Origin of the sequence: Shinella sp. BE166 (assembly GCF_051201095.1) — a bacterium.
GTDB classification, from domain to species: Bacteria; Pseudomonadota; Alphaproteobacteria; order Rhizobiales; family Rhizobiaceae; genus Shinella; species Shinella lacus.
In genome coordinates, this window is record NZ_JBPEHL010000001.1 from 41,337 (window position 1) to 63,831 (window position 22,495).

General features: G+C 63.2%; 20 protein-coding genes. 9 read left to right on the forward strand and 11 right to left on the reverse strand.

The genetic code is table 11. The features are described from left to right. Positions 1–169: 169 nt before the first annotated feature. Entirely contained in the window at positions 170–2,062 is a 1,893-nt protein-coding gene (locus tag J2Y63_RS00170) for a sigma-54-dependent Fis family transcriptional regulator (protein ID WP_435264372.1), read from the reverse strand. A 226-nt stretch (positions 2,063–2,288) separates the two neighbouring features. On the opposite strand from J2Y63_RS00170, the gene J2Y63_RS00175 reads away from it, so the two are divergent. Both J2Y63_RS00175 and J2Y63_RS00180 read left to right on the forward strand, forming a co-directional pair. After that, positions 2,289–3,341 (forward strand): NAD(P)-dependent alcohol dehydrogenase, encoded by a 1,053-nt coding sequence (locus J2Y63_RS00175; protein WP_435264373.1) that lies wholly within the window; start codon positions 2,289–2,291, stop codon positions 3,339–3,341. Positions 3,342–3,434: 93 nt separating this feature from the next. Further along, a complete protein-coding gene (locus J2Y63_RS00180; protein ID WP_435264374.1) occupies positions 3,435–3,728 on the forward strand; it encodes a ribbon-helix-helix domain-containing protein in 294 nt (97 codons plus the stop codon). A gap of 74 nt (positions 3,729–3,802) precedes the next feature. Here the strand turns inward: J2Y63_RS00180 and J2Y63_RS00185 are convergent, their stop codons facing one another. Genes J2Y63_RS00185 through J2Y63_RS00200 form a run of 4 tightly spaced genes read right to left on the reverse strand, consistent with a single transcriptional unit; the run spans position 3,803 to position 5,879 of the window. Next, positions 3,803–3,982 carry a hypothetical protein gene (locus tag J2Y63_RS00185; protein WP_435264375.1) on the reverse strand — a complete coding sequence of 60 codons (180 nt, stop codon included), beginning with the start codon at positions 3,980–3,982 and terminating at the stop codon, positions 3,803–3,805. A gap of 12 nt (positions 3,983–3,994) precedes the next feature. Then, entirely contained in the window at positions 3,995–5,095 is a 1,101-nt protein-coding gene (locus J2Y63_RS00190; RefSeq protein ID WP_435264376.1) for a hypothetical protein, read from the reverse strand. 1 nt (position 5,096) lies between these two features. Further along, positions 5,097–5,396 carry a hypothetical protein gene (locus J2Y63_RS00195; protein ID WP_435264377.1) on the reverse strand — a complete coding sequence of 100 codons (300 nt, stop codon included), beginning with the start codon at positions 5,394–5,396 and terminating at the stop codon, positions 5,097–5,099. 27 nt (positions 5,397–5,423) lie between these two features. Continuing rightward, positions 5,424–5,879 (reverse strand): hypothetical protein, encoded by a 456-nt coding sequence (locus J2Y63_RS00200; protein WP_435264378.1) that lies wholly within the window; start codon positions 5,877–5,879, stop codon positions 5,424–5,426. Positions 5,880–6,366: 487 nt separating this feature from the next. On the opposite strand from J2Y63_RS00200, the gene J2Y63_RS00205 reads away from it, so the two are divergent. The 7 genes from J2Y63_RS00205 to J2Y63_RS00235 all read left to right on the forward strand — a co-directional run bounded on the left by J2Y63_RS00205 (position 6,367) and on the right by J2Y63_RS00235 (position 14,309). Beyond that, positions 6,367–8,040 (forward strand): aromatic/alkene/methane monooxygenase hydroxylase/oxygenase subunit alpha, encoded by a 1,674-nt coding sequence (locus J2Y63_RS00205; protein ID WP_435264379.1) that lies wholly within the window; start codon positions 6,367–6,369, stop codon positions 8,038–8,040. An 86-nt stretch (positions 8,041–8,126) separates the two neighbouring features. Continuing rightward, positions 8,127–9,212 carry an NADH:ubiquinone reductase (Na(+)-transporting) subunit F gene (locus tag J2Y63_RS00210; RefSeq protein ID WP_435264380.1) on the forward strand — a complete coding sequence of 362 codons (1,086 nt, stop codon included), beginning with the start codon at positions 8,127–8,129 and terminating at the stop codon, positions 9,210–9,212. A 49-nt stretch (positions 9,213–9,261) separates the two neighbouring features. Beyond that, a complete protein-coding gene (locus J2Y63_RS00215; protein WP_435264381.1) occupies positions 9,262–10,320 on the forward strand; it encodes an aromatic/alkene monooxygenase hydroxylase subunit beta in 1,059 nt (352 codons plus the stop codon). A 17-nt stretch (positions 10,321–10,337) separates the two neighbouring features. Beyond that, a complete protein-coding gene (locus J2Y63_RS00220) occupies positions 10,338–10,706 on the forward strand; it encodes an MmoB/DmpM family protein (protein WP_256115241.1) in 369 nt (122 codons plus the stop codon). Positions 10,707–10,777: 71 nt separating this feature from the next. Next, complete coding sequence (locus J2Y63_RS00225) at positions 10,778–11,800, forward strand: amidohydrolase family protein (RefSeq protein WP_435264382.1); 1,023 nt, start codon at positions 10,778–10,780, stop codon at positions 11,798–11,800. Between the two features lie 5 nt (positions 11,801–11,805). Then, the gene (locus J2Y63_RS00230) at positions 11,806–12,603 is read left to right on the forward strand and encodes an iron-sulfur cluster assembly protein (RefSeq protein ID WP_435264383.1); all 798 of its coding nucleotides are present in this window, start codon (positions 11,806–11,808) and stop codon (positions 12,601–12,603) included. A 77-nt stretch (positions 12,604–12,680) separates the two neighbouring features. After that, positions 12,681–14,309: a molecular chaperone GroEL gene (locus J2Y63_RS00235; RefSeq protein WP_435264384.1), complete on the forward strand. Its 1,629-nt coding sequence runs from the start codon at positions 12,681–12,683 to the stop codon at positions 14,307–14,309. A 49-nt stretch (positions 14,310–14,358) separates the two neighbouring features. On the opposite strand, the gene J2Y63_RS00240 is transcribed toward J2Y63_RS00235, so the two are convergent. From J2Y63_RS00240 to J2Y63_RS00265, 6 genes are all read right to left on the reverse strand, one after another. Next, complete coding sequence (locus tag J2Y63_RS00240; RefSeq protein WP_435264385.1) at positions 14,359–16,335, reverse strand: sigma-54-dependent Fis family transcriptional regulator; 1,977 nt, start codon at positions 16,333–16,335, stop codon at positions 14,359–14,361. Between the two features lie 149 nt (positions 16,336–16,484). After that, positions 16,485–16,964: a hypothetical protein gene (locus J2Y63_RS00245; protein WP_435264386.1), complete on the reverse strand. Its 480-nt coding sequence runs from the start codon at positions 16,962–16,964 to the stop codon at positions 16,485–16,487. Between the two features lie 247 nt (positions 16,965–17,211). Beyond that, positions 17,212–18,012: an inositol monophosphatase family protein gene (locus J2Y63_RS00250; RefSeq protein WP_435264387.1), complete on the reverse strand. Its 801-nt coding sequence runs from the start codon at positions 18,010–18,012 to the stop codon at positions 17,212–17,214. An 18-nt stretch (positions 18,013–18,030) separates the two neighbouring features. Further along, positions 18,031–19,092 carry an ABC transporter ATP-binding protein gene (locus J2Y63_RS00255; protein ID WP_435264388.1) on the reverse strand — a complete coding sequence of 354 codons (1,062 nt, stop codon included), beginning with the start codon at positions 19,090–19,092 and terminating at the stop codon, positions 18,031–18,033. Next, complete coding sequence (locus J2Y63_RS00260; RefSeq protein WP_435264389.1) at positions 19,089–21,311, reverse strand: ABC transporter permease; 2,223 nt, start codon at positions 21,309–21,311, stop codon at positions 19,089–19,091. Before J2Y63_RS00260 ends, J2Y63_RS00255 begins: the two co-directional genes overlap by 4 nt. A gap of 135 nt (positions 21,312–21,446) precedes the next feature. Then, positions 21,447–22,472: an ABC transporter substrate-binding protein gene (locus J2Y63_RS00265; RefSeq protein ID WP_435264390.1), complete on the reverse strand. Its 1,026-nt coding sequence runs from the start codon at positions 22,470–22,472 to the stop codon at positions 21,447–21,449. Between the last annotated feature and the right edge of the window lie 23 nt (positions 22,473–22,495).

Sequence of the window (22,495 nt, forward strand, 5' to 3'; positions counted from 1 at the left end):
AGGCCCGCGACTGCCTGAAGGGTAGCCAAGGGCAATGTATTGCGCCTGGGTTACGTTTCAAGGCGCAGTTTTCTTCGTACGTTAATGAAAAATTCGAGCTTAGTGCGCCGCCGGTTCGCCTTCGTGAGTATAGTCGTTATTTAGGTATATTTTAAATTAGCGGCCATTTTTATATTTGCTGAGGCGATGCTTCCACGGTCCGCACATGCTTGTAGACCGTGGTGCGCGACAGCCCGAGTTCCCGCGCCGTGCGGGAGATGTTCTGCTGGGTCTTGTCGTAGACCGAGCGGATTTCCTGGCATTTTGCGCGGCTGAGCGGCCTGTCCCGACACTCGTCGCAGCAATCGCGGGCAAGATCGGGGACGAGGCTGGCCTCGTCGAAGCAGCTTTCATCGATGTAATCGGCGCAGCGGCGCACCAGCGCGCGTTGCAGGACGGTCCTGAGCTCTCGAATATTGCCCGGCCATTTTCGCTGCGAGAGCGTGGCGATCGCCGCATCGGTCACTGGCGTTCCGGGTGCCGTCTTCTCCATGAGGTGGCGCACGATGCTTGCAAAATCGGTGCGGCTGCGCAGCGGCGGCAAGCGGATGGAGAAGGCGTTCAGGCGGTAATAGAGATCCGCCCGGAACTGCCTTTGCGCCACCATGTTTTCCAGGTCACGATTGGTGGCCGAGACGATCTGGACATCGACCTTCTGCGTCCTTTGCGCGCCGACGGCGCGGATTTCCATGCTGTCGAGAAACCGCAGCAAGGAGGTCTGCGCCGCCAGCGGAATATCGGCGACCTCGTCGAGGAACAGCGTGCCGCGATCGGCCATGCGTGCCAGCCCGATGGAGCCTTCGGCGCGCGCATTGGTGAAGGCGCCGCGCTCGTGGCCGAAGATTTCCGCGATGAACAGCTCTTCCGGTACGGCGCCGCAATTGAGCGCGACGAACTCGCCCTTGCGCGCGCTGACCTTGTGGACATGCTGCGCCATCAGCTCCTTGCCGGTGCCGGTTTCTCCGGTGATGTGCACGGGCATGCGCAGCACCGCCGCCTCGGCGAGATCGCCGAGCGATCGTTTGACGGCCGGATCGTGCGAAACGAAGTCCGGCGCGCTTTCCTGTCGGATGAGGGCCGGCATCGATGGCGACGGGCGCTTCCCCACCGGGGCATCGTGCTCGCCGATCTGCCGGCAGACCATGAAGACGCCGCTGCCCGCCCGGTCACGGATCCGGATGACGCCGCCCTTCAGGAGACCGTCCACCGCCTGGCCGAAGCCGGCTTCGAACAGCATGTCGAAATGATTTCCCAGCAGGGCTGGCAGGCCGTCCAGCAGGGTCTTGCCCGGGCGGTTGATCGATAGGATTTCGCCATCGAGCGAGACCGAAACCAGGCCGGCGGAGAGCGTGTCGAGATATTCCACGCGCGGATGGAAGGCGAAGACGAAGCTTTTGGAGTGGCTCTGGTAAAGGAGGCCGTTTTCGATCTGGGCGGCGGCCATGCGGACGAGGGCATGGGTGTGCTCCTGCCGGGCTTCATGGGCGCAGGAGGCGTCGAGCAGGCCAAGGACCTTGCCGTCCGAACTGAAGATCGGGGCGGCCATGCAGCTCAGATGGCCGTGGCAGGCGAAATAGTGCTCCCGGCCATAGATCGCCACCGGCTTTTCGACGAGAGCAGCAAGCCCCAGCGCGTTGGTGCCGCGCTCGCTTTCGTTCCAGATGCTGCCGGGAATGATCGCGCGGCCCGCCTCGCTGTCGGCGAAGTGCTGGTCGCTGATCGTATCCAGCACGACGCCGTCCGCGTCACCCAGCGCGATCATGAAATTGGAACCGGCGATCTGGGAATGCAGGAGTTGCATCTCGGCCAGTGCCAGCAGGCGCATGGCGGCGTTCGCCTCGCGCCGCTGTTTCACATCGGCAAAGGCGACGACGTTGTGGCGTGGCGTGCCGCGAGGGTCGAGGTCGAAATCGCGGCATCGCTGCCAGCTGTCGGCCACGACGGGATGCAGCGTGCCGATGGGAAAACGCTCTCCCTTTTCCAGCGCGCTGCGCGCGCGGTCCATTCCCGATAGATGCTGCATGTCTCCTCCTCATGCATCATTTCAAGCAGGGTAACTGCTTGTCGCGCGCCTGCGCAATGAACAGAAACTGGACAGGCCCGCTGTCCACGCCGTTCAGGCGGTGAACAGTCTGTGCGTCGTTTATCCAGATTATCCTTTTGATATTGCTTGTATTATCCATGTGGCATGGCGCTTGCGAATACTCCCCTGCAACGGGCACTGGCCCGCCGAAGGAGGAGACATCAGCATGAAGGCGCAAGTTCTGACGCAATATGACGACAAGCTCGAAACGGGACGGTGGGTCTCGCTTCAGGATGTCCCCGACCCGACGATCAAGAAATCCACCGACGTGATCGTGCGCATCGGCGGGGCCGGGGTCTGCCGTACGGACCTGCACATTATCGAGGGCGTCTGGCGCCCGCACATGGACCCGAACGGCAATGCGCTTCTGCCGCTGATCATGGGGCATGAGAATGCGGGCTGGGTGGAAGCCATCGGCAAGGAGGTCGAGGGCATCAAGGTCGGCGATCCGGTGATCGTGCATCCGAAAATCTCCGGCGGCACCTGCCTTGCCTGCCGGCGCGGTTTTGACATGCACGGCCCCGGAAAGTTCCCCGGGCTGGACTGCGACGGCGGCTATTCCGAATATCTCTGCACCTCCGAGCGCAACATCGTGCCGCTGCCGAAGACGCTGGCGCCCAAGGAGGTCGCGCCTTACGCGGACGCCGGCCTCACCGCTTACCGCGCGGTCAAGAAGGCGACCCGCCATCTGCTGCCCGGTGAATCCGTCGTCGTCATCGGCGCCGGCGGGCTTGGCCATATCGGCATTCAGTGCCTGAAGGCGATGTGCGCGGCCGATGTGATCGTCGTCGACATTTCCGACGCTTCGCTGGCGCTTGCCGGCAGGATCGGCGCCGACAAGCTGGTCAAGGCCGACGGCAACGAGGTGGAAGCCGTGCTCGAACTGACCGGCGGGCAGGGCGCCGAAGCCGTCATCGACTTCGTCGGCGAGAAGGGCACGACGCTGAAGGGCCTGAAGATGACCCGGCCGATGGGGAGCTACTATGTCGTCGGCTATGGCGAGGACATCCGCATTCCGACCGTCGACATGGTGATTACCGAGAAGAACATCATCGGCAATCTGGTCGGCACCTGGGCGGAACTGACGGAGCTGATGGCGCTCGCCGACCGCGGGCTCGTCGATTTGACGACCGTCGAATACCGGCTTGCCGATGCCAACCAGGCGCTCAAGGACCTGCGCGACGGCAAGATCCACGGGCGCGCCGTGCTCATCCCCTGACATGCCGATCAGCCGCAGACCTTCTCCCGCTCCCTGCCGCGACAAACGGCGGGGAGCGTCTGTTGGAGGCGCGAGGAAGCGAAGGAAGAAACCATGATGTGCAGGGTATTGACGGACCAGAGCCCGCGACGGTTCGCGAAGGTCAGCCGATCGGTGCGGATTTCGGGGCACTCGACCAGTGTCCGCCTGGAGACGGCCTTCTGGCAGGTTCTGGAAGGCATAGCGGAGACGGAGGGGCTTTCGACCTCCAAGCTGATTTCGCAGCTTTACGCCGAGGCGATGGAACTGCCCGGCGGCATCTCCAACCTGGCCTCCATCCTGCGGACCGTCTGTCTCCTCTACCAAGAGGAGCGCCGGGGCGGGATCGAGGCCGCAAACCGGGCCTGACGGCCGGCATCGGCAGACAAGCAACATCCGCTGATCCCGGCCCCGCCGGATCGGGCCGTCGCGTTGCGCGGCGCTCAATTGTCCTTGCGGTCGGGTTCGACACGGCCCTCGGCGATCCACCGCGCGCCGAGCACCAGCGCACCCATGCTGAAATCCTTGCCGTGCGCGGCGATCATCTCCTCCGACAGTTTGGCAATCCGTTCGAAAAAGGCGTCCTTGCTTGTGTCTTCATTCGTGCGTTGTTCTGCTTTCATGATGTCCTCCTGCTATTTGAAGATTTCGTTGGGGAAGGTGATGATGGCGGCGTTGCCCAAGGCGTCGCCCGCCGCCAGATAGCGGCCACCCGCCGACCATTGCAGCGCCGTGACGGGGCCGCCGATATCGCGGATGGTGAGTTCCTCGGGTGATCCAATCTCGGCGACGGCAATCCTGCCGTTTGCGTAACCTGCTGCAACCAGCGCCTTCGCCGGATGCGCCGCCACGGCCTCCACCATGACGAAGCCCGCGCGTCCCGTTGCAAGCGCCTTGGCAGGCGCCGCCGTCATCGACCAGCCGGCGATGCGATAGGCTCCGGACGCGACAACCGTGTTCGTCGCCTCGCTCCAGTCGACCGTCCCGACCGGACCCGGAAAATCGCCGAACACGATGCTCTCGCCGGTTTCCGCATCCAGCAGACAGAGGCCGCCGGTTTGTAGCCCGCAGACGAGCCATCGGCCATCCGCGCTCCATTTCAACGACAGCGGTGGTGATGAAAGGCCGGTTTCCCATAGCGGGCCGGAATCATCGTCGATGTGCCGGATGCTCAGCCTGTCCGGGCCGGCAAGCGCGATCAGTCCGCCATCGTCCGATATCGAGACGAGCACGGGTGCCAGGTCGCCGAGATCAATCTCCCGGGTCGATTGCGCCTCGCCCGGCTGCAGGCGTAGCCGCCGCCTGACGACCACCGCCGTCAGGTCTGCCGCGTGGTTATGGGCGAAGGCGGAAACCGGGGTCCTGTCGGACAGGACCTTTCCCGTAATCTCGCCGGAACGTGTGACATGGAGAAGTTCGCCGCTGCGGGTCGAGACAAGGAAGGTGCCGTCCCGATAGGCCGAAAGGGCAGCACCCTCCTGGATACGGGTGCTGATCAACGGCGAGGGCTTGCCCTTTCGCGGCGAGATCGTCGTCTGGCCGTTGTCGATCGCGATGCGCGATTCCGGCGGTTCGTTGTCGCCGATGCGGGCGAGGGCGACCGCGCCATCGGCGGAGCCGATCGCCAGGATCGTGTCGTCCTCGTTGAAACAGAGCTGGCGGATCGCTGCCTGGCGCTGCCAGTTGCGCGCCAGGAGATCGAACAGGGTGACGTTGGGAATGGTCTGCTGGTTCATTTCATCCTCCCTTTGCGGCCGCGATCAGCGCGTCCAGTGCGGCGACCTCCCGTTCCGCCGCAGCGATGTCTTCCGCGCAGTCGGCCTGTTCCTGGCGGATCGCCGCGGCGCTCTCCTCCTGGTCATGCAATTCCTGCACCAGTTGCCCGTTTGCGGGATCGCGGCCGATTGCCAGCTCAAGGCGCAGGATGTCCATTTCCACCCCGGAGACCGCCTGGGTCAGCTTCAGGGCTTTCGCGGTCAGCGCCGATACGGTGCCGACGAGATCGACGCGGCGGCGCATGAGATCGAGAGCGGACATGGAAAACCTCCTGAGTGTGACGGGTGTTCAACGGCGGGCGGTGCCGCCGGCCTCCGGTGCTCTCCAGGCTTCCAGAATGGTCGGCAGGTCCGGTAGCTGGGTCCTGAACTGCTGTTCGGCCATGGAAACGTGGCTGCGCAGCTGGTCCCAGACATCGACGCGGATCAGCATGTCGCCGGTCAGCTGCTCCATCTCCCCGACGCGGAACTGCCGGGAAAGCGAGACGCCGGAGAAGACGAAATCGCGCAGCATGAGCGCGTGTTTTTCCGCAAAGGCGTGGAGCATCGGATGGGTTTCCGGCGTGATGCCGGCCATGGCCAGTTCCTGCAGAATGAACTGCTGGAAGTGGTTCTGCATCAGGTGCTGGCTCTCGCCCATGAAGCGCATCGAGAAAACGAGATCCCGCGGCATGAGCTGCGCGAGCGCAGTGCTGACATCCTCGCCTTCGCTTATTCCCGCGATCGGATCATCGTTGTTTGCCATGGCTGTCTTCCGAATTGAGAAGGAAGTGGTTTATATAGGTAAAGAATAAAATCATGTCCAATATTGTTTTCCCGAGCCTTTGAATGAATTTATGCTGCATGTGCTAAGTATTGAAGGCGTTACATGTTGTAATTTACACTTGTAAAATAACGTTACACTTTTGATTTTCCGATCGCGTCGAGGCGCGGATTGGCGGGTGTTTCCAAACTGGCACGGGCCTTGCAACGTCTATTTCACAAGAAGCCATCGCGCTTGAAGCGACGCCAGAAGAACGAAGGAGTGGGGGATACAGGTTCGCAACAGTCCGTGTTCGGAGTGACTGGGCCTTTCCCCCAATAACCTTTGCCGTGATCCACTTGAATGGTCGGACCTTGGTCGCGCCCCGGGCGCCACCCTTTGCCGTGCCATGTCAACTTTCGCTTGCGGTGCTGATGGCGCCGTTCCAGCCGGAGCCGGGAGGCTCGCGGTTCAAACACAGTGGAGGCTAATGACGATGTCGTCTTTGACGCTCAACAAGATTACTTCGCAGCGCGGCATATCCGTCGGCGAGGCGACGAAGAAGATTTCCGACCTCGGTTGGAACCCGACCTATGTCCAGGAAGCCATGACGTTTCCGACGGACTACAAGATCACCAAGGCGCCGCGCGATCCGATGAAGCAGGTCCTGCGGTCCTATTTCCCGATGCAGGAGGAAAAGGACAACCGCGTCTACGGCGCGCTCGATGCGGCGCTGCGCGGCGACATGTTCCGCAACGTCCAGCCGCGCTGGGTGGAGTGGATGAAGCTGTTCCTCGCCATCATTCCCTTCCCGGAAATCTCGGCCGCCCGCTCCATGGCGATGGTGGCGCGCATCGCGCCCGGCGAGGACCTGCGCACCGGCTTCACCATGCAGATGGTCGACGAGTTCCGCCACTCGACCATCCAGATGAACCTCAAGAAATGGTACATGGAGAACTATATCGACCCGGCGGGCTTCGATATTACCGAGGAAGCCTTCGGCAAGTGCTACGCCACGACCATCGGCCGCCAGTTCGGCGAAGGCTTCATCACGGGCGACGTGATGACGTCGGCCTGCATGTACCTGACGGTGGTCGCCGAAACGGCCTTCACCAACACTTTGTTCGTAGCCATGCCCTCGGAAGCCGCCCGCAACGGCGACTACGCGCTGCCGACCGTGTTCCTGTCCGTCCAGTCCGATGAAAGCCGTCATATCGGCAACGGCCACTCGCTGCTGATGGCCGCCCTGAAGGAGCCGGAGAACCACCTGCTTCTGGAGCGCGACCTGCGCTACGCCTTCTGGCAGAACCACGCGATCGTCGATGCCGCCATCGGCACGCTGATCGAATACGGCACCACCAACCGCGACAAGAACAAGGAATCCTACGCGGAGATGTGGCACCGCTGGATCTTCGAGGACTATTACCGCACCTACATGCTGCCGCTCGAAAAATACGGCATCAAGGTCCATCACGACGACGTGCACGAAGCCTGGAACCGCATCACCAAGAAGAACTACGTGCACAAGGTCGCCCAGTTCTTCACGGTCGGCTGGCCGCTGAACTTCTGGCGCATCGAAGCCCAGACCGACAAGGACTTCGAATGGTTCGAGCACAAATATCCGGGCTGGTATGCCGAATTCGGCGACTTCTGGAAATGGCATGCCAAGCTCAGCAAGCGCGGCGAGAAGATCATCACCTTCAACGAGGACGTCGGCTACGTCTATCCGCATCGCTGCTGGAGCTGCCTGGTGCCCTGCCTTATCCGCGAGGACATCGTGGTCGACGAGATCGACGGGCAGATCCACACCTTCGCCCATGAACTGGACCGCTGGACCGCCGTCGAGGCGTTTTCCGACGAATACCAGGGCCGGCCGACGCCTGCCATGGGCCGCTTCAGCGGCAAGCGCGAATGGGAAACCGTCTATCATGGCTGGGATCTCGGCGATGCGATGAAGGACCTGAACTTCATCCGCTCCGACGGCAAGACGCTCATTCCGCAACCGCATCTGAGCTTCGACGCCAAGGACATGTGGACGCTGGACGATATCCGCGGCCACACCATCCTGTCGCCGCTGACCCTGCTTCGCGAAATGTCGCCGGCCGCCCGCGAGCAGCACCTCGCCGAGTACCGCGCGGGCTTCAAGATCAACGCCATCAACTGAAGCCTTTTCACCGGGTTACGACCCGCGGAGGCCGGTTTCGGCCGGCCCCCGCAACAGTCCGGGATCGGGAATTGGGAGGTTCCAGCATGGCAGAAGCTCAAAAACGACATCAGGAAGCACACAAGGTCCGCCTCGAGCCGGTCGGCGTCGAGTTCGAGGTCGAACATGGCGAGACGGTTCTCAACGCCGCGTTCCGCCAGGGGATCGCGCTGCCGCACGGCTGCAAGGAAGGGCAATGTTCCGCCTGCAAGTGCGTGCTGCTCGACGGCGAAGTCGAGATGCTCAAATACTCGACCTTTGCGCTCAACGACATGGAGAAGGATACCGGCCACATTCTGTTGTGCCGGTCGATCGCCTATTCCGACATGGAAGTCGAACTTCTCAATTACGACGAGGAGGTTCTGGCGAAATCGATTGCCGTCAAGACATTCAGCGGCCGGATCTCCGCCAAGGAGAACCTGACCCACGATATCCGCGGCATCGAGATCGAGCTCAGCTCCCCGATGAAGTTCTGGGCGGGGCAATATGTCGACATCACGGTCACCACGGAAAAAGGGGAGACGATTACGCGCTCGTTCTCCATGGCAAATACGCCGCACGAAACCCAGAAACTCTCCTTCATCATCAAGAAATACCCCGAAGGAAAGTTCTCCGGAGAGCTCGATTCCGGAGGCATCCGCGTCGGAGCCGAGGTCACCGTCGTCGGACCCTACGGAACCTGTTTCCGGCGGGAGGAGCGACAGGGAGCACTAGTGCTGGTCGGTGCCGGTTCCGGCATGTCGCCGGTCTGGTCGATCCTCAACGACCATGTGAAGAGCGGCGAGACGCGTCCGGTCTACTTCTTCTACGGCGCCCGCACGCCTGACGACCTGTTCTATCTCGACCGGATAGAGGCGCTCCTCAGCGCCTATCCGGACGTCACCTTCATCCCGGTCCTGTCCCATGCCGACGAGGCGAGCGGATGGGAGGGCGAGCGGGGTTTCGTGCACCAGAGCGTCGACGCCATCCTTAAACAGCTCGGCATCGACGGCGAGGGCGATGTCTATGCCTGCGGCCCGCCGCCGATGATCGACGCCCTGCAGCCGGTTCTCTTCATGAACGGCTTCGAGCTGGAGCGCATCTTCTTCGACAAGTTCACCACCTCGTCCGGCGCCACCACGCCTGGCCACTGAACGGACCCGGGAAGTCCGAAAACCACCTGCAACAAGGGAGTGAGAAACTATGACAGCGACAGCGACTTCAATCGGATCGGGTGCGGCGGGTTCCGCGGTCTTTGCCGATTCCGACAGCCGGAAATACCGCTACTACGATCCCAAGGGCCAGCGCGCCACGCATTACGAGGACGTGACCGTCGACGTCCAGCCCGATCCGGAACGCTACCTGATCCAGGACTGGATCATCTCGTTCGCCGATGGCAAGGGCGCTTACGTCAAGGACAACACGGCGGCGAAAAGCTCCAACTGGCATGCCTTCCGCGCGCCGGACCAGGAATGGGAGCGCACCCACTACCAGCGTCAGTCGAAGATCGAGACGATGGTGCAGAGCGTCATCGCCAACGCCCGCCGGGCCGGCGCGCCGAAAACCTTCGACAAGACCTGGGTCAAGATTCTGCAGGCGCATCTGGGCGCATGGAAACATGCCGAATTCGGGCTGGGCACCTCGCTGATGCAGGCACAGCGCTACGGCTACACCCAGATGATCAACAACGCCACGCTGACCAACTCCTCCTACAAGCTCCGGCTCGCGCAGGACATCACGCTCTATCTCGCCGAAATCGGCATGGATATTCCCGGCTGGGACGACGAACTGGGCAAGAAGCACTGGCTGGAAGACAGCGTGTGGCAGGGCACGCGCGAAGCCATCGAAACCATCATGGGCGCGACCGACTATCTGGAACAGTATTTCGCGATCAACATCGTCTTCGAACCGCTGGTCGGCGAACTGTTTCGCTCCGGCTTCCTGATGCAGGCGTCGGCCGCCAATCACGACTTCATCACCCCGCCGGTGGTGTCGGCCGCGGAAGCCGACTACGAGCGCAACCTCGCCAACACGATCGACCTCATCTACCTGCTCGCCAATGACGAGGTCCATGGTGCCGCCAACAAGGCGCTGTTCCAGGGCTGGATCAAGAAGCACGGCGCGCTCGCCGACAAGGCAGCCATCGGCCTCCAGCCGATCTGGTCGATGCCGCATTCCAAGCCGATTTCCTTCCAGGACGTGCGGGCCTCTTCTGAAGAGCGCATCGCACAGATCCTCGGCGAACTCGGCCTGAAGCGCTAATCAAGGGAGAATTCAGCATGTCTACAGCAGCACGCGACGCGTCGCAGTCCAACATCTTCAAGGCGATGAAGGACATCACCTTCGAACAGACGATCTCCCACCAGTGTGGCGTCACCATGAACGATTCCGTCGAGGCGCGGGCCATCGCCGAGTTCATGGGCAAGAAGCCTGGCGTCACCGTCACCTACCAGCCGGCGATGATCCGCATCGACGGCAACGGCAAGCTGATCTTCAAGATGGACGACATCAGCGAATATCTCGGCCGCGAAATGACCGCGGAAATCTTCGAGGTGAACACCTCCACCCACTACGGCCGGATGGTGCGTATCGACGACAACGAGGTGATCCTGTTCGGCGATATGGACGAGGTCTTCGAATACATCTGACGACCCCTTGACCGGCGCGTCGCGATTTCGGTGCGCCGGATTGCTCAACACATTCGTTTTGGAGGCAGACAATGTTCAGGACACCGGAAGGCAAGGAAATCTTCATCGTCGACGGCCACACGCATTTCTGGGACGGGAGCCCGGAAAACCAGCGCAACATTCACGGCAAGCAGTTCGTCGAATGTTTCTACGCCTATCACACGGCGCTCAGTCCCAAGGAACAGCTCTGGGAAAAGAGCAAGTTCGAGAAATACACCGCCGACGACCTCTATCACGACCTCTTCATCGACGGGCCGGACGACGTGGCGATCGTGCAGTCGACCTATCTGAAGGATTTTTACAAGAACGGCTTCAACACGGTGGAGAAGAATGCCGAGATGGCCAAGCGCTATCCCGAGCGCTTCATCGTCAACGGCTCCTTCGATCCGCGCGACGGCGAAAAGGCGCTGGAATACATCCATTTCATGAAGGAGACCTACGACATCAAGGGCGTGAAGATGTACACGGCCGAGTGGAACGGTGCCTCCAAGGGATGGAAGCTCAACGATCCGGATGCCTACCGGTGCTTCGAGCTGTGCGAAAAACTCGGCATCAAGAACGTGCACGTCCACAAGGGACCGACCATCCTTCCACTCAACAAGGATGCGTTCGACGTGCATGACGTCGACTATGCGGCGACGGATTTCCAGAACCTCAACTGGATCGTCGAGCATTGCGGCTTGCCGCGCCTCGACGATTTCTGCTGGATCGCCGTGCAGGAAACCAATGTCTATGGCGGCCTCGCCGTGGCGCTGCCCTTCATCCATTCGCGGCCGCGTTATTTCGCCGAAGTCATCTCCGAACTGCTGTTCTGGGCCGGCCCGGAAAAAATCCTGTTTGGGTCGGATTACGCGATCTGGACCCCGCGCTGGCTGGTCGAGAAGTTTTGGGCCTTCGAACTGCCCGAGGACATCAAGCAGGAGCGCGGCGTCGATCTCACGCCGGAGATCAAGGAAAAGATCCTCGGCCTGAATGCGGCCCGCCTCTACGATATCGACATCGAGGCCAAGAAGGCGGCACTCGCCAATTCGCCCTTCAGCGTCGCGGCGGAGTAGGGACGATGACGCCGGTCCGTATGTCCGCAGCCCGCCGGAGCGAGGAGCTCTGGCGGCGTCTCGAACAGGTGAACGACCCGGAACTGGACGAGCCGGTCACCGCCATGGGGTTCGTCGAGCGCGTTCTCATCAAGCTCGACGGCAGCGTGGAGATCGATTTCCGCCTGCCCACCTACTGGTGCTCGCCGAACTTCGCCTTCCTGATGCTGGACGGCGTGCGCCAGGCGCTCGATTCCCTCTCGTGGTCGCCCGCCTACCGCGTGACGCTGCACGATCACATGTTCGCCGAAGAGGTGAACAGGGGCATCGCCGAAGGGAAGGCCTTCGGTGAGATCTTCGGCGAACTCGCCGGCGATCAGGATCTTGAAAGCCTGCGCGCGATCTTCCGGGCGAAGGCCTTCAAGCGGCGCCAGGAGGCCGTGTTGCTGGGCCTGCGTCAGCAGGGCCTTACGGATGGCGAGATTGTCGGCATGGACCTGTCTGAATTCGATGCCGCAGGCTTCGATGCCGGCGAGGCGGCAAAGCAGAAGCCGCGCTATCGGGAGGCGCTGCTCGGCTGCTGGCCGGACAGGCGGCCGGACGATGCGGCTTTCGTTACCTGGGAGGGTGACCGGATCCCGGTGGATGCGCTCGGTGCCTATCTCGCCGACCTGCGCAGCGTGCGCATCAACATGGAGTTCAACGGCGCGCTTTGCCGGGGACTGAAGCACACGCGATACAAGGAAATGGACGTGATCGACGGTGAGCCGACGCTTGTCGACTTCATCATGGACCGCGTGCCGGCTCCCGCGCACGCGACCTGAAACGCCTGCACTGAAACAACGCCTTTCTGCAAGAGGCGCCAAATCAACAAACCGCCCGTAAGGCGGAAGGAGGACCTATGCCCAAGATTCTGCTCCACAATTCCGACGCCCGGCGCGCGCTCGCCCGCGGCGTCGGCAAACTCGCCGCCGCCGTCGAGCCGACGCTCGGCCCGAAAGGCATGAACGCCATGATCGACCGGCCGCTCGGCACGCCGATGGTCACCCGCGACGGCGTCAGCATCGCCTCCGAGATCGAACTGCACGATCGCTTCGAGAATATGGGCGCGCAGGTCGTTCGCGAAGTCTCGATGCAGACGAACGAAATCGCCGGCGACGGCACGACGACCGCCATCGTGCTGGCCAATGCGCTCGTCCAGAAGGGCATAGAGGCCGGCGAACGCGGCGCCAAATCCGTCGATCTGTGCCGTGGCATCGATCTTGCGGTGGCACGGGTCGTGGACGCGCTGAAGGCGAGCGCCAAGCCGGCGCGCAACGGCAGCCTCGCCGCCGTCGCCAACATCGCCGCCACCGACCCGGCGCTCGGCGCGCTGGTCGCCGAAGCCTATGAGCGCGTCGGTACCAAGGGTGCGATTTCGACCGAGTTCAGTGTGACGACCGAAACGACGCTGGAGGTCGTGGAGGGCATGTCGTTCGAGCGCGGCTATCTTTCCCATCACATGGTCACCGACCAGGAGAAGATGGAGGCGGTTCTCGACCGGCCCTATATCCTGATGACGGACCTGAAGATCAAGGATCCCCAATCCCTCGATGCCGTCCGGCGCCTTGCCGACGCGGCCCGCCGGCCGCTCCTGATCGTGGCGGAGGAAGTCTCGCCCGAGGCGGTGCTCGCTCTTCTTGGGAAGCAGGAGACCGGCAAATATCTCGTCGTCCATCCGCCGGAATACGGCCATTGGCGCAAGGGCATGATGGAGGATCTGGCGATCCTGACCGGCGGACGCGTGATCGCGCGCGACCTTGGCGGGCGTATCGAGGACGTGACCGTCGAGGATCTGGGCACGGCCGAGCGGGTGAGAACCAGCGCGTCCTACACCACTGTCGTGCGCGGCGGCGGCAACGAAGCGGCGATCGCCGCGCGGCGCGCCCAGGTGCAGCGTCAATTCGAGGCGGCGCCGCCGAATATCGAGCAGGACAAGCTGCGCGAACGGCTTGCAAAACTCTCCGGCGGCTCCGCCATCCTCTATGCCGGCGGCGTGACCCCCGTCGAACAGAAGCGGACCATCCAACTGATCGAAGATTCGCTGCATGCGGTGCGCGCGGCGGCCGAGGAGGGCGTGGTCGCGGGCGGCGGCTCGGCGCTGGCGCAGATCGCCCCGGTGCTTGACGCGGTGCTGGCAACCGTCAGCGGCGATGTCGCCGAAGGGGTGAAGCTCGTCCAGTCCGTCCTGTCGCGTCCACTGTGGCGCATCGCCACCAATGCGGGCGGCGATCCGGATGCCATCATCGCGGAGGTGACGCGGGTCAACAGCGGATATGGCTACAATGCCGCGGTCGGCAAATATCAGAACATGATCGAGGCCGGCATCATCGATCCCGTCCGCGTCACCTATACGGCGCTGCGCAATGCCGCCTCCGTCGCCACGCTGATCCTGACCACCGAAACCCTGATCGGTGACCTGGAAGAAGACGAGGATCCGACCGAGGGGCCGGCGCTCGGCGGCGGCGCGGAGAAACTCGGCCGCGCGTGACGGATGGCGTGACACCCTGCGGCAAGCGATTGCCGCAGGGTCTCCTTATTCAGATGAAACCGCGCTTGATGCCGAATTGCTCGAGCTTGCGGTAGAGCGTCGGCCGTGACACGCCGAGGCGTTGGGCAACCTTGCTGAGATTGCCGTGTTCGGCCCTTAGAGCAGAGCGGATTGCCTGGCGTTCCGCATCCTCCAGGCTGAAGACGGCGTCGGTTGCATCCGTCTGGGGCGTTGTCCGGTCCTGCGCGGGCTCGGTCACATCAGAGGGCAGATCCTCAAGACCCACCAGCCCGGTGTTCGAAAGCAGGTGTAGCCGTTCGACGAGGTTGCGCAGTTCGCGCACATTGCCCGGCCAGCGATAGGCGAGCAGGGCGTCCAGCGCCTGGTTCGAGAAGCGCAGCGGCGGGCTTGCCCTGCGATCCGCCAGTTTGCGATTGAAATGCTCGATCAGCAGCAGACTGTCGCTGCCGCGGTCCCGCAGCGGCGGAACGCAGATGGAGACCGTGCTGATCCGGTAGAACAGATCCTTGCGGAAGCGGCCGTTTGCGACCTCCACCTTGAGGTCGCGGTTCGTGGAGGCGACAAGCCGCACGTCGACCGGCCGTAGCCGGCTGTCGCCGAGCCGATTGACCGCCCGCTCTTCGAGCACGCGCAACAGGAAGGGCTGCATGTCGAGCGGCATCTCGCCGATTTCATCGAGGCTGAGGACGCCGCCGCTGGCGAGCTCGAAGACGCCGGGCTTGCCCTCGCGGGAGGCGCCCGTGAACGCGCCGCCGACATGGCCGAACAGCTCGCTGCCGAAAAGCTCCTTGGTGACGGCGCCGCAGTTGAGCGCGATGAAGGGACTGTTTGCCGATTTGCGGCTGGCGGCGTGGATGAGCCGGGCGAAGAGTTCCTTGCCGACGCCTGTTTCCCCTTCGATCAAGAGCGATGTGACGTCTTCCGTCTCGCCGATCTTGCAGGCGATATCGACGGCCGCGCGCAGGGCCGGGCTTTCCCCGATAATGAGCGCGCTTTCGTCCTTGACCTGTTGTGATGCAATTCTGCTGCCGATCGCGACCGTCCTGCCGTCGTCGCTCTTCGGAAACACGAAGGCCGCGCCGCGTACGTCGCCATCCAGCTCCAGCGGGCAGATGTGGCAGGATTGCATATCCTTGGGCAGCGTGGTGACGATGCTGTCGAGAAAGCCGGAGTTGCTCAGCTCCGGCAACCGACAGCTCTCCGGACCGCCGCGGATCATGTCGCCGAACCGCTTTCTTTCCGCAGCCGGCACATTGCTGCTGTAGATGGCGCGGCCATGGCGATCGATGATCATGACGCCGTCGTTCGAACGATAGCGGCTCGCCGACGCGATGAAGGCCTCAAGCAAGCGCGTCCGCTCTTCGTTCTGCGCGTCTGCGAGCGCCTGCTCGATTTCCCGCGCGGCCGCGGTGACGAGGGCGATGTTGTGCGGCCGGAAAATATCGGGATAGCCCGACAGGTCGACGACCCCGATGACCTTGCCGTCATAAGGATCGCGAATGGGCGCCCCGGCGCAGGTCCAGGCTTTTATGCCGGCGCAGAAATGTTCGGCGGCATGGACGAAGACCGGCTCCCCGGTCCAAAGGGCCGTCCCAATGCCGTTGGTTCCGACAACGTCTTCGGTCCATTTTCCGCCGACGCCCAGATGAATGTCCATCCCGTCGGAAATGGTCTTCTTGTCGCCGATGACGTCGATCAGGACGCCTTCACCGTCGGCGAGCATCAGCATCGCGCCCGTGCCGTCCAAAAGCTTGCCGATCGCCCGGAAGGGGCGGCGGGCGGCGGCCAGCAGCTCCGGCCTGCTTCTCGCAAGGGCTTCGACCGCATCCTTGTCCGTTTCGATCGGCGCCTCGTTTCGCTGGGCGTCGATACCGCCCGTGGCGCAGCGCTGCCAGGAATCGTTGATCGTCGAGCGCACGGGTAGGGAGGACCGGTTCGAAGGGTTCCTGCCCTCCAGCAGCGATTCCCACGCGCGCATCGTGACGCGCTCGTCGTAGGCGGACATCAGCATCACATCGCCGGCCGCGGGAAGGCGGCCCTTCGCGGAATGTCGCGGCGTGTTTACATCTCGGTTCATACGGCTGTTCACATTCCACGTTCGAGGGAACTTGACGCCAAAACGGGTCTACGCGGATGGAGGCGTGCGCCTCGTCCTCACGTCTCGGGAGGAATGCCAAGCCGCAGGCCGATATCGGCCGCCAGGTCTGCGGTTCCGTAGGACGCCCCGACCGGAACGTCATTCATATCCGACAGCGCCTCGGCCATCGTCTCATCGAGTGGTGCAATGAAACCATTGGCCTTCGTCGCCAAGGCGAACATCGTGACGCCGTCCTGGCTGCGAAGATCGCCAAAGTGGTGCAATTGCCGCCCGGTGCCGACATCGACGGCGATCACGCGGCCGTTGGCGGTCACGCGGATTTTCGGTTCCGGTGCGTGGACCGGTGCCGTCCCGCCGATATGGATGATGAGGCCTTCCGCCTGCGGGCCGATCTTCGGCTTTTTCGATTCCGAGTAGAGGCCGCCGCTGAAGTGATCGGCGAGTTTCGTGATGACGCCGCGGTTCTGCTCTATCAGCCGTCTGACTTGCGCGTCCTCCCGACGCGGTCCGTCCTGCTTCGAAAATATCTCGACCATGAACCCTCCCAGATTCAGTCAAAGCGCATTTTCGCACTCGATTATGGCAAAAGGGTACCACATTTTCACACCCCTACCAGCGGGCAATATAGCCTATACGGAGTCGAGGAGGTGGTATCGGGCTGCTGCATGGCCAGATTGTTTTCAGGGCGTCGCGCGGCCGCGGCTGGTCGGCATGTGTTTACGCCGCCGACGGGGCGGCGGCGCGCAAGTTGCAGCAGGCATTGCTATCGACGGATGAGAAGCGTCAGGCCAGTCCTGCCAGTTTTTCGAGCTCGGCCCGCGCGCTCAGTCCGGCGGCGACGACCGGTGCGCCCTTGGTCAGCCCCTCGCCTTGCGTCGGGAAGGGGTGATACCAGCCGCCGGCCTCCTTCACGAGGCAGTAGCCTGCAAGGCAATCCCAGGCGTGCATATAGGGTTCGTAATAGCCGACCAGCCGGCCCGCGGCGACATAGGCGAGCATCAGCGCGCCGGAACCGTTGCGCACGAAATTGCCGCCGGCATGGAGCAACTGGCTGACGATGTCGCCCACCCTTTCCGGCGTCACATAGCTGTTGGCGCCGATGCCGGTCATGGCGTTCTGGATCGTGCGGGAGGGGTCGAGCGTCAGCACCCTGCCATTGAGCTTGGCGCCCTTGCCGCTTGCTGCCGTGTAGAGTTCGTTGTGGCAGGGTGCGCCGATGACGCCGATGACCGGCGTATTGTCGTGCAGCACCGCGATCGAGACGCACCAGTTCGGCATGCCGTTGACGAAGGGCGCGGTGCCGTCGATCGGGTCGACGACCCAGGTGTAGCCGGAGGTTCCCGGCGTATGGCCGAATTCCTCGCCGAGGAAGCCGTCTTCCGGGAACGTCGCCTCGACGCGCTGGCGGATCAGTTGCTCGACGTTGCGATCGGCGATCGAGACGACGTCCTGCAAATCGCGCTTGGTCTCGATCACCAGGGAATCGCGCCGGTTGAAATAATCCAGCGCCATGGCGCCGGCCTCCTGGGCGATGGCCTTGGCGAGGACGAAGCGTCTGTCCAGTCCGGTTTCTTGCGATGTCATTCCATATTCCTTGCAATATCAGGCGTTGATGAGGGCGATGCCGCGGGTCTTGAAGCCGAGCGTGGCGTCGGAGGCGGCGGGAAGGATGCGGTCGACGGCGTGATCGACGATGAAGAGCGTGCCGACGTCGGTTTCGACCTCGTATTCGACATGGTCGCCGAGATAGGCCGAATGCAGGATGCGGCCGGCAAGACCCGGTCCCCGCCCTTCGGCGAGCGTCACGGCGCCGGGGCGCACGGCGAGGCTTGCGGCCCCGAGCTTGGCCCTGCCGGCGGGCACGCGATGCTCGACGCCGCCGACGCGGATCTGTGCCTCGTTGCCGTCGATGCCGAGCACCTCGCAGGCAATGACATTCGCCTCTCCCATGAAATCGGCGATGAAGGAAGAGGCCGGCGTTTCGTAGAGTTCGCGCGGCGCGCCCGACTGGGCGATCTCGCCGTCCTTCATGATGATGATGCGGTCGGAGACGGCGAGCGCCTCGTCCTGGTCGTGCGTGACATAGACGGCGGTGAAGCCGAGGCGTTGCTGTAGTTCGCGGATTTCCGTGCGCACCCGGCGGCGCAGGCGCGCATCGAGGTTCGACAAGGGTTCGTCGAGCAACAGGACCTGCGGCTCCAGCACCAGTGCGCGGGCGACGGCGACGCGCTGCTGCTGGCCGCCGGAAAGCTCGGCCGGCAGGCGCTGGCCCATGCCGGCGAGGCCGACGAGCGCCAGCCCTTCCTCCGCTCTCTCCCGCGCTTCCTTACGCGAAAGGCCAGACGATTCGAGGCCGTAGGCGACGTTTTCGAGCGAGCTCATATGCGGAAAGAGCGCGTAGGACTGGAACACCATCGAAACGTCGCGCTCGTTGGCGGGCAGCATGGTGACATCCTTGCCGCCGATGAGGATTTTCCCCGCTGTCGGATGTTCGAGGCCGGCGAGCATGCGCAGCGTCGTCGTCTTGCCGCAGCCGGAGGGGCCGAGCAGGGTGACGAGCGTGCCCGGCTCGATGGTGAGCGAGAGGTCGGGAATGGCGGTGAAGGCGCCAAATGTCTTCTTCACGTTTTGGAAGACGACGGAGCCGGCTTTCGGGGTGATCATGCGATTTTCTCCTGATGGGAGGAAGCGGATGGGGTGATGCCGGCGACGCGGTTTTCGCGCCGGAGGCGGCGTTCGCCCACGAGAAGCTGGAAGCCGCTGATGACCGTGATCATCACGACGATCAGCATGGAGGAATAGGCGATCGCCACGCCGTATTCGCCATTTTCGACGAGACCGACGATGTAGGAGGTCGCCATGTTGTATTCTGCGCTGACGAGGAAGATGACGGCGCTGATCGAGGTGATGGCGCGCACGAAGGAATAGACGAGGGCAGCGGTGATGGCGGGGCGGAGCAGCGGCAGGATGACCTTGCGGATCGTGCGGAAGCTGTTGGCCCTGAGCGTCAGCGACGCCTCGTCCAGGCTTTTGTCGAGCTGGCTCATCGCCGCGATGCCGCCGCGCACGCCGACCGGCATGTTGCGGAAGACGAAGCAAGCGATCAGGATCAGCGCCGAGCCGGTCATTTCGAGCGGCGGCAGGTTGAAGGCCATGATGTAGCTGACGCCGATGACCGTGCCGGGAATGGCGAAGCTCATCATGAGGGCGAATTCGAAGGCGTTCTTGCCGGCGAATTTCTGGCGCACGATGATGTAGGCCGTCAGCAGGCCGACGATGGCCGTCAGCGGTGCGGAGATCAGCGCGATCTCCATCGTCGTCCAAAAGGAGTTCCAGGCGACGCCCGTCCAGGCAATCCCGTTGTCGAAGCTGATGGAGAAGGCCTTTGCGTAATGGTCGAGGGTCAGCGAATTGTCGAGCCCCCAGGTCTTCACGAAGCCGCCGACGAGGATCATGCCGTAGATGACGAGCGTGAAGAGGCCCCAGGGTATGACGAGAGCGTGGACGCCGATCGAGACGCCGCGGGGGAGCGCGATGTGCGCGCCGCTGTCGCCCTTGCCCGTCACCGTCGCGAAGTTCTTGCCGGAGAGCCACAGGCGCTGGGCAAGGAAGGCCGAGAGCGTGAAGCACAGGAGGACGGTGGCGAGCACGGCGGCGCGCGACGGATCGTTCTGCGAGCCGACGACGGCGAAGAAGATTTCCGTCGAGAGCACGCCATGGCTGCCGCCGAGCACCAGCGGATTGCCGAAGTCGGCCATGCTCTCGATGAAGCCGATGAGGAAGGCGTTGGCGAGGCCCGGTTTCATCAGCGGCAGCGAGACGCGCCAGAAGGTGCGCCAGCGGTCGGCGCGGAGCGTCTGAGAAGCCTCCTCCATCGACGGGCTGACACCCTCGACGACGCCGATCAGCACGAGGAAGGAGATCGGCGTGAACGACAGGACCTGCGCGATCCAGATGCCGGTGAGGCCATAGAGCCAGCGGCCGGGCTCGATGCCGAAGAGGTCGGAAAGGCCCTGCGTGACGACGCCGGCGCGGCCGAAGAGCAGCGTCAGGGCGAGGCCGATGACGAAGGGCGGCGTGATGATCGGCAGGATGGTGAGCAGGCGCAGGCCCTTCTTGTAGGGAAACCGCGTGCGGGTGGCGACGAGTGCGAAGGCGAGGCCGAGCAGGGTCGAGCCGAGGCCGGTCATGATGGCGAGCCACAGCGTGCGCCACGCCACGCCGCAGCGCGCGCCGCCGGTGAGGCAGCCGAGGCTCCAGATGCCGGGATCCTGCATGTTGCGGATGAAATTGTCCGGGTTGAACGAGCCGTCGAAGTCCTGCACCGCGCCGATGAACATGCTGCCGATCGGGTAGAACACGAAGACCGCGACGAGGAAGACGAGCAGCGAGATCGCGCTGACGACGAAGGCATCGCCCTTCATCACGCCGCGCTCGGCAAGACCGAAGGCAAACAGCAGGACGAAGGAGACGGCAGAAAGAACAGCGCCCGCGCCCATCGACGACTGGCCGTCGGAAAGCGGCCCGAAGAGCGTTTCGCTGATCGTCCATGTCCAGCCGGCAAAGCTGATGGCGAGGCCTTGCAGCGAGAGGAACAGCACGCCGATGGCGCCCACCCATGCCAGCACGGCGCCGCGGCGCATCGGGTCCGCCATGCCGCGCGCCACACCGGCGATGAGGAGGAGAAGCACGGCACCGGCAAGCCAAAGCCGGCCATGCAAGGCGATCTGCAGCAGGTTGGGTGCCGCCTCGGAAGAAAGGGGAAAACCGGCGAGCCAGCCGAACCCGAAGAAGCCGCCCTCGATCCGATACCAGGGCAGAAGGGTCAAAGCGACCGCGCCCAGGATCAGGACCATGTCCAGCCTGCGATTGCCATGCGTCATGGCCGACCTCGCTGTTATTGCTGTTTGGGGAAAGGCGGCGCCCGGAGGAGACGGGCGCCGCCGCTTAGAGCAATTCCAGCAAAAGTGTGCAGCGGTTTTGCGTTCGGAATTGCGTGAAAACAAAGAGATAGAGCGTCAGTTGGCGACGGCGCCGACTTCACGATCCCAACGCTCCAGCAGCGCCTTGCGCTTTTCCGGGTCGCCATAGGTCTTGAAGTCGTAGTCGATCAGCTTGATGTCCTCGAAGCGCGGGGCTTCCTTGGGGATTTCAGCATTCTTGTTGGACGGAAGCTGGAAGGATTTGGCATCCTTCATGCGCGATTGCACTTCCGCGGTCAGCGCCCAGTCGTACCAGATCTTGGCATTGTCGAGGTTGCGGGCGCCCTTGATGATCGACATGGAGCCGATTTCGTAGCCAGTGCCCTCGCAGGGCGTGATCGACTTGACCGGGAAGCCTTCCGAGGTCTGCGCCACCGCATCGTGCACGAAGACGATGCCAAGCGCCGTCTCGCCGCGCGCCGCCGCCTTGACGGGTGCCGAGCCGGACTTGGTGTATTGCGAGATGTTGTCGTTGAGCTTCTTGAGGTAGTCGAAGGCCGGGTCCTCGCCCATGATCTGCACGAGGGAGGCGAGCGCCGTATAGGCGGTGCCCGACGAATTCGGATTGGCGATCTGGATTTCGCCCTTCAGTTCCGGCGCCAGCAGGTCGGCCCAGCAGACCGGCTCCTTGAAGCCCTTCGACTTGAAGATCTCCGTATTGTAGCCCCAGCCGAGCGCGCCGGCATAGACGCCGACCGTCTTGTAGCCGGAGCTTTCCGCCTGGCTCTTCGCCCAGTCGTTCAGCTCGTCGAGCTTCGGCGACTTGTATTCCAGCGTCAGGTTTTCGGAGGCGGCCTGAAGATGCGGGTCGCCGGTGCCGGCCCACCAGATATCCGTCTTCGGGTTGCGGGCTTCTGCGCGCACCTTGGCATAGGTCTCGCCGGAGGACAGGCGAACCATGTTCACCTTGATGTCGCTGTGCGACTTCTCGAAATCGCCCTTCATCTGCTCGCAGATGACGACATCTGCCGAGCAGATGAGGTTGAGTTCGCCGGCCGCCTGTGCCGGCAGGGCGGCAAGTGCCGTGCCAGCGAAGAGCATGAGGGAAAGGGTCTGTTTCATGGGGGCATCCTCCTGTTACCTGG

Coding starts and splice junctions, on each gene's coding strand:
- J2Y63_RS00190 (WP_435264376.1), bottom strand. CDS start 5,095: ATGAACCAGCAGACCATTCCCAACGTCACCCTGTTCGATCTCCTGGCG.
- J2Y63_RS00245 (WP_435264386.1), bottom strand. CDS start 16,964: ATGGTCGAGATATTTTCGAAGCAGGACGGACCGCGTCGGGAGGACGCG.
- J2Y63_RS00185 (WP_435264375.1), bottom strand. CDS start 3,982: ATGAAAGCAGAACAACGCACGAATGAAGACACAAGCAAGGACGCCTTT.
- J2Y63_RS00175 (WP_435264373.1), top strand. CDS start 2,289: ATGAAGGCGCAAGTTCTGACGCAATATGACGACAAGCTCGAAACGGGA.
- J2Y63_RS00215 (WP_435264381.1), top strand. CDS start 9,262: ATGACAGCGACAGCGACTTCAATCGGATCGGGTGCGGCGGGTTCCGCG.
- J2Y63_RS00235 (WP_435264384.1), top strand. CDS start 12,681: ATGCCCAAGATTCTGCTCCACAATTCCGACGCCCGGCGCGCGCTCGCC.
- J2Y63_RS00205 (WP_435264379.1), top strand. CDS start 6,367: ATGACGATGTCGTCTTTGACGCTCAACAAGATTACTTCGCAGCGCGGC.
- J2Y63_RS00260 (WP_435264389.1), bottom strand. CDS start 21,311: ATGACGCATGGCAATCGCAGGCTGGACATGGTCCTGATCCTGGGCGCG.
- J2Y63_RS00200 (WP_435264378.1), bottom strand. CDS start 5,879: ATGGCAAACAACGATGATCCGATCGCGGGAATAAGCGAAGGCGAGGAT.
- J2Y63_RS00170 (WP_435264372.1), bottom strand. CDS start 2,062: ATGCAGCATCTATCGGGAATGGACCGCGCGCGCAGCGCGCTGGAAAAG.
- J2Y63_RS00265 (WP_435264390.1), bottom strand. CDS start 22,472: ATGAAACAGACCCTTTCCCTCATGCTCTTCGCTGGCACGGCACTTGCC.
- J2Y63_RS00210 (WP_435264380.1), top strand. CDS start 8,127: ATGGCAGAAGCTCAAAAACGACATCAGGAAGCACACAAGGTCCGCCTC.
- J2Y63_RS00250 (WP_435264387.1), bottom strand. CDS start 18,012: ATGACATCGCAAGAAACCGGACTGGACAGACGCTTCGTCCTCGCCAAG.
- J2Y63_RS00220 (WP_256115241.1), top strand. CDS start 10,338: ATGTCTACAGCAGCACGCGACGCGTCGCAGTCCAACATCTTCAAGGCG.
- J2Y63_RS00255 (WP_435264388.1), bottom strand. CDS start 19,092: ATGATCACCCCGAAAGCCGGCTCCGTCGTCTTCCAAAACGTGAAGAAG.
- J2Y63_RS00230 (WP_435264383.1), top strand. CDS start 11,806: ATGACGCCGGTCCGTATGTCCGCAGCCCGCCGGAGCGAGGAGCTCTGG.
- J2Y63_RS00180 (WP_435264374.1), top strand. CDS start 3,435: ATGATGTGCAGGGTATTGACGGACCAGAGCCCGCGACGGTTCGCGAAG.
- J2Y63_RS00240 (WP_435264385.1), bottom strand. CDS start 16,335: ATGTCCGCCTACGACGAGCGCGTCACGATGCGCGCGTGGGAATCGCTG.
- J2Y63_RS00225 (WP_435264382.1), top strand. CDS start 10,778: ATGTTCAGGACACCGGAAGGCAAGGAAATCTTCATCGTCGACGGCCAC.
- J2Y63_RS00195 (WP_435264377.1), bottom strand. CDS start 5,396: ATGTCCGCTCTCGATCTCATGCGCCGCCGCGTCGATCTCGTCGGCACC.